The organism is Rhizobium sp. LEGMi-198b (assembly GCF_054114205.1).
This window is the reverse complement of record NZ_JBSYVH010000005.1, coordinates 480457-496242: the sequence shown is the minus strand read 5'-3', so window position 1 is coordinate 496242 and position 15786 is coordinate 480457. Positions and strand designations below refer to the sequence as shown.

Below are 15786 nucleotides of genomic sequence, written 5' to 3'. Positions count from 1 at the left end.
GGCGAACGCATCTTCTGCCGAGAAGGATAGCTCAGGTCGATTTCGCCACCATCCCGCTGTTGATCGGCGATCAATCTAGCCCGAGCCGCTTGCGCAGATCGGCATTTTCCGCACGCAATTTCTCTGCCAAGAGTTTGCGCAGCCGCTTATTCTCTTCTTCCAGCTGAATAAGATCCGCCATCTCGTCCCTTGCTGAAACAACAGGCGTCGTAACTTTTTGCTCGGACTGCTGTGCCGTGCTCTTGGCTGCAGTATCCTTTGTGCTCTCCTTGACGGAGATGTCGGCGACCTGCATTTCGACAGGCTCGGACTTTGTGTCCGCGGGTTGTTCGCTACGCTTCCTGCGACCTCGCGGCGCCTTCGCGGGTTTGGCAACTTGCGTAGTACCCGCTGCCTCAGCAGCTACTTTCGGGCGTCGCGGAGCGCGCTGTTTTTTAGGCGCCGGCGTTTTTGCCGGTATATTCGTGCCTGCCATATCGGTAATTGCGCCAGTATTATTCTCGTCAGCCATGAGTATCTCCCTCTGTCGGCAGGAGTTCTTTTCGACCGAGTGAAAGACAGAGTCAACATTGCTGCGTTGGTGGCCCGCCTTTTGGAGAGCACCTGTCAAAAAGCGTGCCTGAAGGCGAGCGGCAGCCTGCGGACAATCGAATAAAAAAATGCCGAGCTTGCGAGGTCGAACCGTCTGTTTCACGACTAGTCCGCGTTCACACGCTGCCAAAAAAGGGAGCTCTCCTGCCAGCTTCTGCGATCGGTCACTTCATTCAATGTTCGGATTTTCCTAAATCATTTGCAATAGATCGATGCCTCACCTGGCACCCGATTCTTGACAGATATGTGCAAAGCCGGTTTGCACCGTCATAAAAATCGCCCTTGGTTTGACCGACAAAGAGGATACGAAATGCGTGCACCATCAGGTTCTGTTCCGGGACTTTGCTCTGCCTCCGCCACCATGTTCGCTGTGGGAATGGCGTTCCTTGGCTATTGGGGAGTGTATGAGCCAGGAGGCTGGCACAGGTCCGATTTGATCGTCGTGATCTTGGCGCTCGTCGGTTTTGCAGCGCTTGGCTCGGTTCCTTGGATTGTAACGACCCCCGTCGCAGAGGAAGGCCAGGAAAAGATCGTAGCCGCCAGGCGAGCGCTGTTGCTGGGAGTCGTCTTGATCTGGTTGTCCGTTCTCGTCTCGTTTTTTTCTTAGCCTTGCCCCCCGAGTTCTCTGCTTAGATCATAAAATTCAGCAATTCGCAGATAACGAGACCCGCCGCGCCGCGCAGGCCGGCGACATCCTCCCGATCGCCGAGGGCAAGGACGATCTCGTTATCCGCAGGATTGACCATCAATTGCCTGAAGCTCTCTCCAATAAGATCTAACATCATTTTTCCGCCGCGCACGATGTCACCATGCAAAGTGATGCAGTTGGGTGCCATCAGCTGTTGAAGGTTCGCCAGCCCGACAGAAATATTGGACGCGTACTCTTCAAGCAGTTCTTTTGCCCCTTTAACGCCAGTTTCAGCGAGCCACACCAAGCGGCTCGCATCCAACGAGCCAGCATTCGGCAGGCCCCTGGCCTTTGCTTCGCCTCTTAGCCATCGCAGTGTAGCGATCGTTTCCCAACATCCACGTCGTCCGCATCTGCACATTTGGCCATTGAGTTGCACGATGGTATGGCCGATTTGGCAGTGCTTACCTCCTGCGGCCCTATAAGGATATCCATCGACATAGAGCGCCGCGCCCAACGACTGACCGATGTAGACGACCGCGAAATTTCTCCGTCCACGTCCTTGCCCGAACCAACGATCGCCAACAAGCAAGGCTCTGGCATCTTGGTCGACGCAAGCCGGAACTCCGAAACGCTTTGCTAACTGCGCTTTTATCGGAAATCCAAGAAGGTGCGGCGCAAGATCCGTAACCGCGATCGAGCCCGTTTCCAGGTTGAGCCCTTTGGCAACCGCCACACCGATGCCTAGAACCGGTTGGTGGGCAGAGGCGATTGACTTTTCAATGCAAGCACTGACGATCTGAAAAGCATCGGCAGCATCTGTCAGATCTTTCGCCAAATTCGCGTCGTGTTGAGCATAGATCTCACCATCCAGAGAGACCAAGCATGCGTGGACACGGTCGTGCATCAGCCGAACTGCGCAGATCGGCTTGGCCTCTTTCGAGAACCAGAGCTTGGTAGCGGGTTTTCCGCCGGACCGATTGGCGGGTACCACGTCGCCTTCGGCAAGAATACCCTGATTGATCAATGGCTGGACGATGCCGCCGATGGTTGCTCGGCTGGCACCGGTGACACGCGCAAGCTCGACGCGGCTGGAAGGGCCCATATCGTACAGGGCCTGTAGCAGGCGCCCTCGATTTGCAATCCCGAGCGTCCGCGCGGCGATTAGAGGATGAGCTGGCCTCAATCCTTTACTGTCGCTCTGGTCCCCCTCGACTGGCCCGATGAGGCGATTGCCAGATCCATCTCGAGTGTTCGCATTTCGCGCAATTGATGGTTTTTCCGTTTTTCTTATCATGGACTCCATTTGATCCGACTTTCTCTTTTATCGAAATTCGATTGTCTTCACGCCACTCCCGCGTGAGCCCTGCCGTCGTTGCCGAACGCTTCCGGGAGCCGGTATAGCAATCATCACACAGATGAGTTTCTCCACCGCCGCTCGAATGTTCATGTCGGCAGCGAAGAAGCATCCTTCGAGTATATGCGCATTCTTCGGTTAAGTATTTTCAGAAACACCAACCCCAACAACAGAAATATTCGCCAATGCAAAATATACTTTTAAATATATTTTAGAAATACTGTTGATTTGGCGTGCTAAAACACTAGAACTCTTCAGCAAATCGACAGACATCGACGTAACCCGATCGCCGGAGGAATAAATGAACGAATTTGCCAGCAATAATCTGGACCTCTGCGAGTCCGGAGGGCACTGGCGGGAAAAGGATCTCGCTCTCCTTGGTGGGGAGCCCATCGTTCCTTCCGGGCGTATTACGCCTTGGCCAGCCACACAGACGGAGCATTTGGATGCCCTGCGCGAAGTTATAGACAGTGGAAAGTATCATCGGGTCAATCACCCGGTCGTGGCCGATTTGGAGCAGGATCTCGCTACTTGGACGGGGAAGTGGAAGGTGCGCGCGGTCGGCAGCGGCACGGCGGCAATCCATATCGAACTCGATTATTTTAAAGGTAGAGGCGAACGCGTGGTGACCGCGGCGCTAAATTGGCCGGGCGCGGTGGGGCCAATTGCGATCAGTGGCCTTCAGCCCGACTTCGTTGACGTCGACATGAACCTCGCCGGGATCGATCAAGATGCGGCAGCCGACCGATTCGGACCCGGCGTCGGAGCGGTTCTCATCACCCATCTCTTCGGGAATAACATTCGTGTTCCTCATGCAAGGTCTGCCGCGCGCGCCCAAGGGATTGCCATGATTGATGACGTCTGCCAATCGATCGGCGCCATTAAAGCGATCGCCAATGGTGCATACATCGATACAGACGCCCTCGCTTTGTCCGGCAACGGCGCCAAGCACCTTGGAGCAGGCGAGCTCGGATTCGTGATTACCGAGGACAAATATCTAATTGAACACGTGGACTGCGTTTCGCTGACGAGTTCATCTCGAAACGGAGATCGGGCTTTTTCGCCGTCTTCAGCAGGATATAACTATCGTCCGAACGTCTTCTCTTCGTCTATTGCAAAAATGCGATTGAGACACCTTGAGACACAACTTCAGATTCGAAGAAACAATGGAAAAATTCTATGGGAGATGATCCAGGATCTCTCCGGTATATTTCCCCTCTTCGACCCATCTGACTGCAATCAGTCCATGCTCAGCTTTCCACTTCGCATCGAACCGGAAGCTCTCGGTTTTGCTCCGGGTCCGGCGGCAAGGGATACCGTCGTCAAACTCCTGCAGGCGGAGGGGGTGCCCGTTTTGATCTGGCTCAGGAAGCCTGTGTTCGAATATCTGCCGAATATTGCCAAGGATTGGAAAGCCGCCGATTTTCCTAACACGGTCAAACTCTTGGATACGATGTTTTGCGTATCGGAGATCGCGCCACCCAATGAAGCCGGGGTGATGGAACTTTACGCAGAAGCGTTTCATCGGGTCTGGAAGGCTCTTTCCAAGTTTGGCCCAAAGATTTCCAGCATCACCACAACCATCTAGGCGAGCGAGGCCTAAAGCAAACTCACCTCCACGCTGGCTCTCTTGCAATGTCGTTTTTGAACGACAACGGAGTAATCCCATGACCTCGTACAAAACGCCAAAACTTTTGATTTTCGATTGTGATGGAGTCCTAATCGACAGCGAAATCATTGCGACCGCGGTGCATGTCGAAGTACTGGCAGAGCGCGGATATAATATAGCTGCCGAGACTTACAACCGTCGCTTCACAGGCATGACTGATCGGCAAACCTATTCAATCATCGAAGCTGAGTCTGGCTTGTCCTTGCCGGAGGGTCATCATGAATATGTTATGGCAGAAATTGGCCGACGGTATGCCAGCGATCTCAAAGCCATCTCAGGCGTCAATCAAGTTCTGGATGCGATTGATGTGGCGCGATGCGTGGCATCGAGCAGCAATCTGAAGGAGCTGCATTTTGCGCTCAAGCTAACAGACCTCTATGATTATTTTTCGCCAAATGTATTCAGTGCTTCCCAAGTTTCACGTGGCAAGCCCGCCCCGGATCTTTTTCTATTTGCGTCTGAGACAATGAACACGTCGGCGGACAAGTGTTTGGTCATCGAAGATAGCGTTGCCGGGGTCCAGGCGGCGGTGGCGGCCCAAATGCGGGTAGTTGGTTTCGTCGGCGGTTCTCATTGTCCTGTCGGACACGCTGAGAAATTGCTGGAAGCAGGCGCCATGAGAACATTCAGCCAGATGGCGGCGCTGCCAGAAATTCTTGCAGGTTGATGGTTTGGGCGATGGTCCGCCCGCAGGCTGAAGCCGCAACGGGCGAACCAAAGGCGCACAATGCTTTTGCGTTGGAGAGTTTCGCAAGTGAGGACCCCAAATGTCCCTTTTGTGTTGCGGATTCCAATCAGCGTCAGGGTCATCCCGCTGCAAGGTTCTTTGGGAAAGGCTTCAATCTAAAGCACCCGGCACTTGGCAAATAGGAAAAGACGATGGCTGAAAAGCAAGCACACATTCAAGCTCCAATAGTGATTGAGTATCTGGAGAATTGGCGCGATCTGGTTCCGGTTTGTGCAAGCTGGTCCTTTGGGCAATGGGGTTGTCAGGCCAATGGATCATTCGAGGAGACGCAGCGTGAATTCCAAGCGTCCTCAAGAAGTTCTCTACCGCTGACTTTGGTTGCTCTGGAAGATAGGAGACCCGCAGGGATGATCAGCCTTTCCAATTATGATTTTAAAGGAAGGCCTGATCTTTCGCCGTGGCTGAAATCGCTCTACGTCCATCCATTCCACCGCAACAAGGGTACAGCTTCATTGCTGGTCAAAAGGCTGGAACAGGAAGCTTTGCGCCTCGGCTACGAAAGGCTTTATCTCACCACCGAGAGCGCAAAGCTCCTCTACACGAAGAATGGCTGGTCGGAAATGGACCACGTACAGACACCTTATGGCGATGCAACTTTAATGACAAAGATGTTGCTCGGCGCACGTACAGTCTAGGTCGGACGAACCAGGGTGCCTGGTGTTGGTCCGCGGGTGCCCAAATCTCCTCCGGGACTCAACTGACCTGTCCGCGTGAACATATCGGAGACCGCCATGAATCGTGCTTCGGACGGATCAGATTATGGCAGGCGTGACCTCAGCCAGACTGTCGTCTATAGTGGCCTTCAAAAATCACGCTCCCACGAATCCTTTAAGCAGCCCAAAGCGTTGTGGCGATTGAATCGCCAAGCGTCATCCGTTCTTCAAATTGCACCGACAGAGGAAACCCAAAAATGTGGCTTTGCGAGCATGCTCTCCAATGTCGCGGAATAGCCGTTCCAACTTCCGCTGATGAACAGGTCCCCGCAAAGGCTGACGCTGCCTACAATGCGGTTCTTCAGTTGCTTTACAGCTATGCTCGCGTGCCGGTGCAACATCTTAGTGATCAGGAGCTTGCCTGCGAACTGGACCTCGGTCGGACGCCGATACGCGAAGCACTCATCCGACTTGCGGCGGAGGGCAAGATTCTTTCGATCCCTCAGAAAGGCTATTTCACCAGGCCGCTCGTGGAGGGAGCACTGTTGGACTTATATGGTATCGCACGTCAAACCCTCACCTACGCGCTCTGGCGTATGCGGCCGCATGTGCCGGATACCGACGGCGAACGTGACAAGCCGCCCCGCGACCACCTCGCGATGCATGCGGAAACTGTCTTTGCCCAAATCGCCCAGCTGTCGGCAAATTGCGAAATTTGTAGAATTGTCGACAAATTCTGCTTTTGCTCACGTCCTGTCCGGATGGAAATAATTACCTCGGAGCTTGGCCCTTCCTACGAAGAAAGCCTTGCAAGGCTGATCGACGCGATGCCGTTATTGAGCAAGGCAACGGGCGCGGTGGAATCGGCATTGATGAGTCACCTTGATCTCGAACAGAACGCGCTCGCACGCGTCGTACGTGAACTAAACAGGCAGCGGTCGACAAGTTTTCCTCGGCTGGTGAGAAGTTTGTAAATACGCAAGTGTGATCCTCGTCGAGTAGCTCAGCCTGTGACCAAACGTAATTGCTTAGCCGCTCAGGAGGGACAATCCACCTTCGTGAGCGCTTCCTGCAATGAAGTCGCGCCGAGAGAGACGAGCGCCCGATTTATGTATGATCGTATTTCAGCTTCACTCTTACCCTCTAGCAGTGCAATCTCGGACACGCTCCAACCGAGCGATATCCAGCGAAGGCACGAACGTTCAATGGGCGAAAGCTTCCAGATCGTCATGAACACTCGGCGGATTGACTGGTCCGCGTCAACGAATCCTGTCTCAGCTCGAACGGCTCACCAAATGTCAAGCTGCGCTCCTTTCTAAAAAAAGGGGCTGCCGTCGGACAGGTCCGCACGGCAGCCCCAGCGCCCTGGGAGGCAAGGATTGCAATTGTTTCTCATACGCATCAGTCGCGAATTGCGGCTCCTGTCAGCGGATCGAACCAGTGCAGCTTTTTCAGGTCGACTGTCAGCGGAAGCCGCTGGCTGATTAACGGCGTTGACGCCGGAGGGATGCGCGCCACCAGACGGCTCCTGCCTCCTTGCCTTAAGTCTTCCGAATCTGCTGCCTCGCTCACTTTGACGGGCGGCGAGGCAATATCGAAGAAGACAAAGGTATCGGCGCCGAGCGCCTCGACAACGGCAATTGGCTCATTGAATAGCGTCTCGGAGTCGGGACACACCTCAAATATCTCGGGCCGAATTCCGACAATGACCTGGCGTCCGACATAGTTAGAGAGCGCAGGCCGCGCTGAAACTGGAAAGGTGATATCGGTTCCTGAGATGATGCCGTGCAAGATTCCCCCCTCCTCCCGAAGGTCGGTCCGGACGAAATTCATCGACGGCGAACCGATAAAACCGGCAACGAACAGATTGGCAGGCCGGTCGTAGAGCCGCTGCGGCGTGTCGATCTGCTGCAGGTTGCTTTCCCCTGCCTCGCCGACAGGCTTCAGCACAGCAACCCGATCCCCCATCGTCATCGCCTCGACCTGGTCGTGGGTGACGTAGAGCGTGGTGACGCCCAGGCGCTGGTTCAACAGCTTGAGTTCGGCGCGCATCTGGACGCGCAACTTGGCGTCGAGATTGGACAGCGGTTCGTCCATCAGGAACGCCATCGGATGACGGACGATCGCCCGACCCATAGCGACGCGCTGTCGCTGGCCGCCCGACAAGGCGCCAGGCTTGCGGTGCAGATACTTCGTCAGATCGAGCATCTCCGCCGCTTCGCGGACGAGCTTTTCGATCTTGTCTTTCGGCATTTTGCGCTGCTGCAGGCCGAAGGCCATGTTCTCGTAGACCGTCATATGCGGATAGAGCGCATAGTTCTGAAACACCATGGCGATGTCGCGGTCCTGCGGCTCGGTGTTGGTGACATCCTGATCGTCCATAAGCAGGCGGCCGCTATTGAGCAATTCGAGCCCGGCCGCCATCCGCAGAAGCGTGGATTTGCCGCAGCCCGACGGTCCGACCAGCACGACGAACTCACCGTCGCCGACCGTGAAGCTCACATTGGCAACGGCGACGGTACCGTCCGGATAGGTTTTCCCAATCCCTTCAAAGGTCATGGACGCCATATAGTTCTACTCCCAGTATCAACAGGCGAGGCAGTCCATCCGGTCGGGTGGACGCCACACGGGATTGGTCACGGCATCAGCCGATGGTCACTGCCTTGCCGCTGGCGACGGACTCCTCGATCGCTGCGAGAACCTTGGTGTTGGCGAGGCCATCATTCGCGTCGGCAAGCAGGGGTGCGCCCTGCACGACGCTGTCGACGAAGCGGGCGATGGACTCCTGCACAAAGCCGCCGATGCGTGTTGCTCCGGTCGGCGTCATGCCGATGTAATCATGGAATTTCATGCCGCCGTCGACAATGCGGCGAAGACCGCCACTATGGGTGGGATCAGCCTGGATCTGACCCTTTTCGCCGACGAACTCGATCTTGAAATCGACGAGGGAAGGGTTGTCGCGGGACAGGATCCAGCTGTTTTCCATGGTCACGACGGTGCCCTTGGAAAATTCGAGGATCGATGCATGGAAATCCTTGGTGTCGACGCCACCGGCAGACAGCGTCCCGCAACGGGCCACCGCGTAAACGCGGGTAACTTCGTCTTCGAGGATGAAACGTAGCACGTCGACCAGATGGCTGCCCAAGAACCATAGTGCCGAGGATTTTGCCGCCCAGCTCAGCATCTCGAACGGAACGAAGGTCGTGTTTGAAAGCCGCGCCGTGCCGTGTTTGGCAAGCCCGATCTGACCGTCCTGGATCATGTCGCGGACCTGCGCCAGGATCGGATTCACCCTGTTGTGGAAGTCGATCATCAGCTTGCCCTTCGACTTTACGGTGGTCTCGGCGATCTCCTCTGCTTCCTTCACGGTCGTTGCCAGCGGTTTTTCGCTGAGCACATGCTTGTCGGCCTTGAGTGCGGCAAGGATGATCGGCGTGTGGGTGAAGTCGGGTGTTGCCACCGACACGGCATCGATGCGATCGCTGGCGATCAGCTTACGATAGTCGGTGAACGCTTCCGCCGCGCCGAAACTCTCCTTCATCTTAAGCGCTCTGCCCTCGTCAAGGTCGCATACGCCGACAAGTTCGGTCTCCGGCAGGACGTTGAAGGTGTGGGCGTGATTGTTGCCCCAAAGGCCGGCGCCGATAACGCCGATGCGAAGTTTGCTCATTCGTTATTGCTCCATTCAGAACTAAGAAAAGGGTCAACCTTTGACCGAACCGAAGGTGAGGCCACGGACGACGTAGCGGTCGAAAACCAGAAAAATGATCATTGGCGGGATCATCGCGAGCACGGCGGCCGCGGCGATGTAGTTCCAGGTGACGCCGCTGGTGGCGAAGTATCCGAGGGTCCCGATCGGAAGAGTGGCGGTCGAGCGCGAGCTCAGCACCAGCGGGAAGGCCGCGTTGTTCCATGCAAAGACGAAGGCGAACATCGAGGTGACGATGATGCCGGGGCGAACGATCGGAAGCGTGATCCGCCACATGATCGTGTACCAGCGGGCGCCGTCGACGCGGGCAGCCTCTTCGAGCTCCGCCGGCACCTCATCGATGAAGCTCTTCATAAGCCAGACCGAAAACGGGATCGTCAGCGTCTGGAGAACCAGTACCATCGAGAAGTAGGAGCCCTGAAGTCCAACGCGTGTGATCAGCACGAAATACGGGATCAGGAAAGCGATCGGCGGCGCCATCAACAGCCCGAGATACCAGAGCATGATGTTCTTCTTGCCGCGCATCTTGAATCGCGAGAGCGCGTAAGCCGCAGGAACCGAGAATGGCAGATTGAGCAGCACTGCCCCAATCGCGACGATGAGAGAGTTGACCAGTTGCGGCGCATTGGTGCCGGGATCGACGAGGATATGCCGGAAGGCATCGAGCGTCGGCTCGAAGGTCAGTTGCGGCGGCATCGCAAACGCCGTTTCGGCCGGCCGGATCGCGAGCGCCAGAAACCACAGGATCGGGCCGATGAAGACGGCAAGGCACAATAGGCCGGCGGCATAGGTGAGCGCCGTGTAGAAGGTCGTGCGGCTTTTCATGTCACCACTCCTCATTGCGGAAGGCGAAGAACACGTAGAGGGCGACGATGATGTTGACGATCAGCACCGCGATCCACGTCTGAGCGCTGACAAGGCCGACATTGAAGTTGACGAGGCCTTGTTCGTAGAGCGAATAGCCAAGCGTGCGCGTCGACGTCCCCGGCCCGCCACGGGTCAACACCAGCACGGTGTCGAAGGTGTTGAAGATCTGCATGAAACGCAGCATCACGATAATGATGGCGGTGCGCCGGATGAGCGGCAGTTTGATGCGCATCAGGATCGTCCAGGCCGATGCGCGATCGAGCCTGGCGGCCTCGATGATCTCGTCGGCAACGGCAAGCAGGCTCGCATAGAGGACGATGGCGAAGAAGGGTGTCCACTGCCAGATATCGACGAAGAGAATGGCGGCAAGCGCCGTCGATGGCGAGCCGAGAATGCCCTCCGCCGGCACCGGCAGTAAGAGCGACTGCAGAACCCAAGTTACAAGGCCGCCGCCCGGGTCATAGAGGTAGCGAAACAGGAAGCCGACGACGATCGGCGCGATGGTGGTCGGCAGTATCAGAAGCGCGCGCACGACATTCATGCCGGGAAGCGCTTTGAGCAGGACGAGCGCAATCGCCAAGCCGAGCGAGAACTCGATCGCGGTGCCCAGGATCGACAGGATCAGCGTGTTAGTAAGGGCCGCGCGGAAATCGAAGGCATTGAGCGCCTCGACGTAATTGTCGAAGCCGACAAAGGCCAAAGGCTGCGGGCCGACCTGCAGGTTCCAGAAATAGAAGCTCGATTTCAACGCAAAGAGCAGTGGGTAGGCGATCAGCGCCAGTAGCATGATCACTGAAGGTGCGATCAGGAAATAGGGCAGGTTTCGCCGTACGAAGCCTCGCCTGACAGGCGCAAGCGCCTGCGGCGAGCGAATGGTTGGAGCGTGCATCGTAGAAGTCCAGTTCTTCACACGTGACTGCCGGCGCGATCTTGTCCGCGCCGGCAACAGAAGAATTTATTACGCCTTGCCGAGCTTACCGATCAGGTCCTTGGCGCCATCGAGCGTGTCGGTATAGCTTTCCTTCTGATAAGGGATCATCAAATTGCCCTTGAGGATGCTTTCGAACAGGTTGTTCGTGCGCACCAGCGCCGTTTTCGGATCTTCACTGCCCGTCAGAAGCTGGTTGAGCGTGAGGCCGAGCACACTTTCGACCGCGGTGTAACCGGGGACCGGTGGGCGGGTGATCTTGCCGTTGCCCTGTTTCATCATGTCGTACTGGACATCGAGATAGGGGTAGATCGCCTTGACGTCTGCGTCCTCATAAAGCGACTTGCGGGCAAAATCCGAGAACTGGAAATTAAGGTCCGGCCACTGCGCCATCTTCTTCTGTGTCGCCTTCGAGGTCGCCCATTTGATGAAGGCGTAGCCGTTGTCCTGCCGGTCGGAACTGGAGGGAACACCGAGGCTCCAGCCGCCGAGGCTGACCGTCTGCGCCACACCCTCGGCCTTCGGAAGCGCCGCGGTCGCATATCTGTCCATGACGTCCGACTTCTTGCCGGTCATGTAGCCCAAATTCTTGACCAGATAGAAGTACGGCGTCCACCAGTAGAACATGCCGATATCGCCCTTGGCGAAACGGGTGCCGGCATCGAACCATACATAGTTGATCGCCTCAGGCGGCGAGAGCTTGTAGAGCTGCCGGTAGACCTCGACCGACTTTGCCCAGGCGGGACCGGTGAGCTGCGGCGAGAAATCCCAAGGCGCGCCCGGGAAGGACTTGAACCAGCTCGCGCCGTGGCTCGCGGAAAGCTGTGTGAACATGTGCGTGATCGGGGACGGCTGCGACCCACAGACGACCGTCGGGAACAGCGCCTTGCCGTTGAACGACTTGCCTTCGAGCGCCTTTAGCGTCTCGACATACTTCGTCCAAGTCCAGTCCTCGGAGGCCTTGGTCGGCGGCTCGGCGATGCCGAAGCTGGCGAAGATATCTTTGCGGTACATCACGCCCTGCGCATAGGCTGCCACCGGAAGCGTGCCGATCTGCCCGCGCCACATGTTCGACGAATACAAAACCTCGGGAATGAAGTCAGCAAGATCGATGTCTTTGTCCTTGGCAATGTAGTCGTTGAGCGAAATGATCCAGCCGTTGTCGAGATATTGGCCGAGCCACATCTGATCAACCGCAATGACATCCGCATCCGACGTCTTGGCGACAAACGCAGAGACCAGACGGGTCTGTAGCCCGTCATAGGACAGGCTCTCCAGCTCTACCTTGATGCCGGTTTCCCTCTCGAACTCCGGGATCATGGCCTTCATCGAGAAGAAGAATGGATCTTCGACCGACAGAACGCGCACGGTTTTGGCGCCTTGGGCGCTTGCGCGTTTTGGGGTGAGCAGAGAGCTTGCGCTTGATGCCAAGAGAGCCGCGACAGACGCCGACTTCAGCATGTTCCTGCGCGACATATTTCCGATATCGAATATCATGTGTGCCTCCTCAGTTGTTCTAAAAATTCCAACCGCATTCGATGACGGAAGCCATTCTCGGCGCCGAACTCGATTTCGATTAGTTACCCCTCGATCTGCCTTTCCAGCAGTTTGTTTGTACTTCGCACAAACTTATGATACTGTCAAGAAGTCTCGATTTGATGTTCCGCGTGACCTCGCAGCTATCCGGATCGGGTCGCAGTAAGCAGGAAAGCGCCATCTGGTCGAGCAAGCGCCCACAGGCTAGAAAGACAGGACTGGCAAATCGGAGACGCAAGTTGAAGTTCGAGAATCAGCCATCCTATTCGCTCGGCCAGCGCGGTCCCTCCAACAAGGACGCGCTTGCTGGCGAAGGTGGCAATGTAACACTCGTTTCGCAGTCGACCCTCGGCGAGATCAATCGCGGCCGGGTGCTGCAGGCGTTGTACGACAACGGTCCTAAAAGCCGCGCCGAGCTTGCCCGTCTGGCAGGCGTCAATCGCACGACGATCACGGGGATCGTCCAACCGATGATCGAGGAGCGCCTGCTCGTCGAAGGCGACGCGGTGCCTTCCGACTTCAAGGGCGGCAAGCCGGCGCGTCCGATCTACTTTAATCCTGAAGCCCCAATGCTCGGCGCCGTGCTTCTCTTGCCGGGCAGGATCCAGACATGCCTCGTGACGCTCAGCGGCGAGATCAAAGCGCTCACCAAGGCGCAATTCGATCCGCATGGGGACAGGGATGTATTCCTGGCAATCATCAAGGACACATTGTCCGCGACGCTTTCCCAAGCGCACCAGGCGCCCTTCGGGATCGGTATTGCCTCAGGAGGCATGATCGACAGCGACAACGGGGTGATCCTCGCCGTCAATCTTGCGCCCGTTCTGACGGGCCTCCCCTTGGTCGATATCCTGCAGGCGCATTTCTCACTGCCTGTTGTCATCGACCATCATCCGCGCGCGCTTCTCGTTGGCGACCGGTGGTTCGGGCCGGGTCGTGGCCAGCAGACGTTCGCGGCCATCTACACCGGGGAGGTTTTGGGCGGCGCTTTCTACATCGACGGACGGGTCTACCGGGGGCTTGCCGGTTCCGGAGGCGAACTCGGCCATACCGTGGTGCAGATCGATGGCGACCTCTGCAATTGCGGCAAGCACGGATGCTGGGAAACCGTCGCCGCCCTACCCTGGCTGCGGCGTGAAGCGGCTCGACTTGGCTTCGCAGACCCCGAAAGCGTCACCTGCGCTCGCCTCGTCAATGAGGCAGCAGAAGGCTCCGAAGCTGCGAACGGTCTGCTGGACCGCTATACCCGAAACGTCGCGTTCGGGATCCTCAACCTGCAGCAAACCCTGTCGCTCAACTCCTATGTCCTGCATGGGGACATTGCAGGCGGCGGCGCCGACGCCGCTGGGCGCGTCAAGCAGCATGTCGAACGACTGGTCAGGAAGCGGCCGAACCAGGAGATTTCGATCACGGTGAATGGCATCGGAGAAGGTCATACCGCGTTGCGAGGGGCTGCTGGCTTGGTCTTGTCCAGCCATCTGAAGCTGGTCATCTAGGCAGGATACGGTCGTAACGGCCGCACGGCTCGTGGAACGCCGATCGACAATGAGTCCGAATTCGTGGCCCTCGTCGCAAGTCCCGCCTTACGCGACGCGGGACCATCCAAATCATTGCACGAGAGCCCGCCGGGGGGCTCGCCCCGCGTGGGCGTTCGGCTTGGCTTTCAAAGGGGCCGCCATGCCGGCTTCGAGGCAAGCGGCCATGAATGCCTCTCGTGCAACGACGGCGGCTACGGCGCCATTAAGGGCACCGCGACAGGTCTTAATGGCACGCTGATGGCGTTCGCCATAACGCAATGGCCATTCGTTTTCGAGAAAATCCAAGGCGTCGTAAACGCCGGCAAACGTCCGCTCAAGACCGCACTGCAGTCGGATAGTGACCAGACGAGTCCAGGAAACATCGGTTGTCGGCATCCTATTCCTCCTTTCCTTTCCAACGTCACCTGTGGTCATCAACAAATATTGGAATAACTTCCGAGCGTTCAAGTGTCGCGACGACGCAAAGCCGCATTGACCGAGCCAGCAGGAGGCAACTCTCAAGCCAAGCGGGTCGCAAACGCCGCTTATTAGGATGCGACGCGATACCGTGAAATCTTGGCGCGGCCGCCGGCAATAATCGCAAAGCCTTTTTGTGATTTGCGTGGTCCAGCCAACCAACCGCTCGTTTGCTAAGATCGCGCCTACTGACAATCGCAGAGGAGAGTCGCCACTACCATCTTCCACTGCCCCTTCGCAGTCTGAGCGTCCTTAGACCCTCCAAACGAAGCTTGGATCATGATCCGTCGATTGATGAAATCGCGAACAAAATGGATCGTAGGGTACCGCTCGTCTTCCTTCTAATTAAGGGCGGAGTGTACAACAGGTCCCATAGGCGTTGTTGCAGTGGCCAGCCAATTTATGCCGGTCTGAGGTCCGCCAAAAATTTGTCAAAAGCATTGTTGATCGGCTTAGCGATCTCCGCCACCGCCTTGCTCGCCAGCGCCCGGAATTCCTTGGCATTCTCGATGCTGGTGTCTACGCGCTTGTGCAGGAACGCCGATTGCAGTTCGAAGACTTGTGACGGCGAATTCGCGCCCAGCAACGCTTGCAAATGCGAGAAACCGGCCACCGCATTAGCCTGCAACGCGGCGACAGACTTAAGCGACAATTCGTAACTGACTAGTGTTGCGGTTTCGAAGATCGGAGTGAGCACTTTCTGTGCCTCTTCAGCGCTCGAGGCGAATTTAAAGAAAGCTTCGGTCAACTGCTTGTTCCCCTTTTCGACGGATGCCCCGATTTGATCGGCCACCTTGAGGGGCGATGATGCTGAATTTTCGATTGTTTCAAAGGACCTTTCTGAAACCTTGGTGGTCATAGCGTTTTCCTTCTCACGTTTTGTTGGTTGCTAGGCACGGCGATATTCTTGAAAAATCTGACGCTGAGAGTATCGCCTGCCCTTTGTACATGCACGAATGCAGAACTCGGTTTGACGGCGTTTTTCAGAATCCGGATCCGAGAGATCCGAAATTGGCTCCAGTACCCGCCTGGTTTTGGAAACCGGTCCTATCCTTGGCTGCGTCTTGCCGCCTAAGGACGAGTACGTGCAAACTCGATGCCAACTA

At 56.7% G+C, this 15786-nt stretch carries 15 protein-coding genes; 6 read left to right on the top strand and 9 right to left on the bottom strand.

The features are described from left to right. Positions 1-70 precede the first annotated feature (70 nt). Positions 71-511: an MreC domain-containing protein gene (locus ACXHXG_RS21460; protein ID WP_457900637.1), complete on the bottom strand. Its 441-nt coding sequence runs from the start codon at positions 509-511 to the stop codon at positions 71-73. A 390-nt stretch (positions 512-901) separates the two neighbouring features. Here ACXHXG_RS21460 and ACXHXG_RS21455 point away from each other — a divergent pair, with 390 nt between their 5' ends. After that, a complete protein-coding gene (locus ACXHXG_RS21455; RefSeq protein WP_283054630.1) occupies positions 902-1198 on the top strand; it encodes a hypothetical protein in 297 nt (98 codons plus the stop codon). 22 nt (positions 1199-1220) lie between these two features. Here the strand turns inward: ACXHXG_RS21455 and ACXHXG_RS21450 are convergent, their stop codons facing one another. Then, on the bottom strand, positions 1221-2324 hold the full coding sequence (locus ACXHXG_RS21450) for an ROK family protein (RefSeq protein WP_457900636.1): 1104 nt from the start codon (positions 2322-2324) through the stop codon (positions 1221-1223). 553 nt (positions 2325-2877) lie between these two features. Here ACXHXG_RS21450 and ACXHXG_RS21445 point away from each other — a divergent pair. The 4 genes from ACXHXG_RS21445 to ACXHXG_RS21430 all read left to right on the top strand — a co-directional run bounded on the left by ACXHXG_RS21445 (position 2878) and on the right by ACXHXG_RS21430 (position 6620). Continuing rightward, complete coding sequence (locus ACXHXG_RS21445; protein WP_457900635.1) at positions 2878-4164, top strand: DegT/DnrJ/EryC1/StrS family aminotransferase; 1287 nt, start codon at positions 2878-2880, stop codon at positions 4162-4164. A 79-nt stretch (positions 4165-4243) separates the two neighbouring features. After that, positions 4244-4912, top strand: a complete 669-nt coding sequence (locus tag ACXHXG_RS21440; protein ID WP_457900634.1) for an HAD-IA family hydrolase — start codon at positions 4244-4246, stop codon at positions 4910-4912. 212 nt (positions 4913-5124) lie between these two features. Then, complete coding sequence (locus ACXHXG_RS21435) at positions 5125-5628, top strand: GNAT family N-acetyltransferase (RefSeq protein ID WP_457900633.1); 504 nt, start codon at positions 5125-5127, stop codon at positions 5626-5628. A 275-nt stretch (positions 5629-5903) separates the two neighbouring features. Further along, complete coding sequence (locus ACXHXG_RS21430) at positions 5904-6620, top strand: GntR family transcriptional regulator (RefSeq protein ID WP_457900632.1); 717 nt, start codon at positions 5904-5906, stop codon at positions 6618-6620. A 427-nt stretch (positions 6621-7047) separates the two neighbouring features. On the opposite strand, the gene ACXHXG_RS21425 is transcribed toward ACXHXG_RS21430, so the two are convergent. The 5 genes from ACXHXG_RS21425 to ACXHXG_RS21405 all read right to left on the bottom strand — a co-directional run bounded on the left by ACXHXG_RS21425 (position 7048) and on the right by ACXHXG_RS21405 (position 12647). Beyond that, positions 7048-8214 carry an ABC transporter ATP-binding protein gene (locus tag ACXHXG_RS21425; RefSeq protein WP_457900631.1) on the bottom strand — a complete coding sequence of 389 codons (1167 nt, stop codon included), beginning with the start codon at positions 8212-8214 and terminating at the stop codon, positions 7048-7050. Between the two features lie 76 nt (positions 8215-8290). Further along, on the bottom strand, positions 8291-9316 hold the full coding sequence (locus tag ACXHXG_RS21420; protein WP_457900630.1) for a Gfo/Idh/MocA family protein: 1026 nt from the start codon (positions 9314-9316) through the stop codon (positions 8291-8293). 33 nt (positions 9317-9349) lie between these two features. Next, positions 9350-10180, bottom strand: a complete 831-nt coding sequence (locus ACXHXG_RS21415) for a carbohydrate ABC transporter permease (protein WP_283054622.1) — start codon at positions 10178-10180, stop codon at positions 9350-9352. Between the two features lies 1 nt (position 10181). After that, complete coding sequence (locus ACXHXG_RS21410; protein ID WP_457900629.1) at positions 10182-11111, bottom strand: carbohydrate ABC transporter permease; 930 nt, start codon at positions 11109-11111, stop codon at positions 10182-10184. A gap of 69 nt (positions 11112-11180) precedes the next feature. Continuing rightward, positions 11181-12647 carry an ABC transporter substrate-binding protein gene (locus tag ACXHXG_RS21405; protein ID WP_457900628.1) on the bottom strand — a complete coding sequence of 489 codons (1467 nt, stop codon included), beginning with the start codon at positions 12645-12647 and terminating at the stop codon, positions 11181-11183. Positions 12648-12925: 278 nt separating this feature from the next. Here ACXHXG_RS21405 and ACXHXG_RS21400 point away from each other — a divergent pair, with 278 nt between their 5' ends. Next, on the top strand, positions 12926-14182 hold the full coding sequence (locus tag ACXHXG_RS21400) for an ROK family protein (protein ID WP_457900627.1): 1257 nt from the start codon (positions 12926-12928) through the stop codon (positions 14180-14182). 111 nt (positions 14183-14293) lie between these two features. Here the strand turns inward: ACXHXG_RS21400 and ACXHXG_RS21395 are convergent, their stop codons facing one another. Both ACXHXG_RS21395 and ACXHXG_RS21390 read right to left on the bottom strand, forming a co-directional pair. Next, positions 14294-14599, bottom strand: coding sequence for a DUF982 domain-containing protein (locus ACXHXG_RS21395; RefSeq protein ID WP_457900626.1), 306 nt, complete (start codon positions 14597-14599; stop codon positions 14294-14296). 481 nt (positions 14600-15080) lie between these two features. Next, on the bottom strand, positions 15081-15539 hold the full coding sequence (locus ACXHXG_RS21390) for a phasin (protein ID WP_283060906.1): 459 nt from the start codon (positions 15537-15539) through the stop codon (positions 15081-15083). Positions 15540-15786 lie beyond the last annotated feature (247 nt).